This is a genomic window from Paenibacillus sp. GbtcB18, from assembly GCF_019091125.1.
Taxonomy (GTDB): domain Bacteria; phylum Bacillota; class Bacilli; order Paenibacillales; family NBRC-103111; genus Paenibacillus_F; species Paenibacillus_F chitinolyticus.
Genome location: NZ_JAGXJX010000121.1, coordinates 1 through 501 on the forward strand (window position 1 = coordinate 1; position 501 = coordinate 501).

General features: G+C 55.1%; 1 protein-coding gene. It reads left to right on the plus strand.

Going from position 1 to position 501, the window contains the following annotated elements; genetic code table 11:
• Positions 1 to 501 (plus strand): KS-MAT linker domain-containing protein (locus tag KVT34_RS29805; protein WP_217563250.1); only part of this gene is annotated, 501 nt, incomplete at both ends.

A 501-nucleotide genomic window follows, 5' to 3' on the forward strand; every position in this document is an offset into this window, starting at 1 on the left:
ATTGCAGGGCTGACGAAGGTACTGCTGCAGCTCAAATACCGGCAGTTGGTGCCATCGCTGCATGCCAAGGCGTTGAATCCGAATATCGATTTCGAGAATAGTCCATTTGTAGTCCAGCAGGAACTCAAGGGATGGGAGAGGCCGGTTGTAGAAATCGACGGGCGGAGCCGGGAGTATCCGAGAGTTGCGGGAATCTCCTCCTTCGGAGCCGGGGGATCAAACGCTCATATCCTAGTAGCGGAATATATCCCCGAGGAAGCGAAAAGCCAGCAGCAACCGGTAAGTGACAGCCGTCCGGCGGTCATCGTCATCTCCGCTAAAAATGAAGAGCAGCTCAAGGAAAAGGCGAAGCAGCTGCTGGATGCCATCGAAGGACGGGGTTTCCGGGAAACGGATGTGTTCAATCTGGCCTATACGCTGCAGGTAGGACGCGAGGCGATGGAGGAACGGGCGGGTTTTCTTGCAGGAAGCCTGGAGGAAGTGAAGGAGAAGCTAAACAAG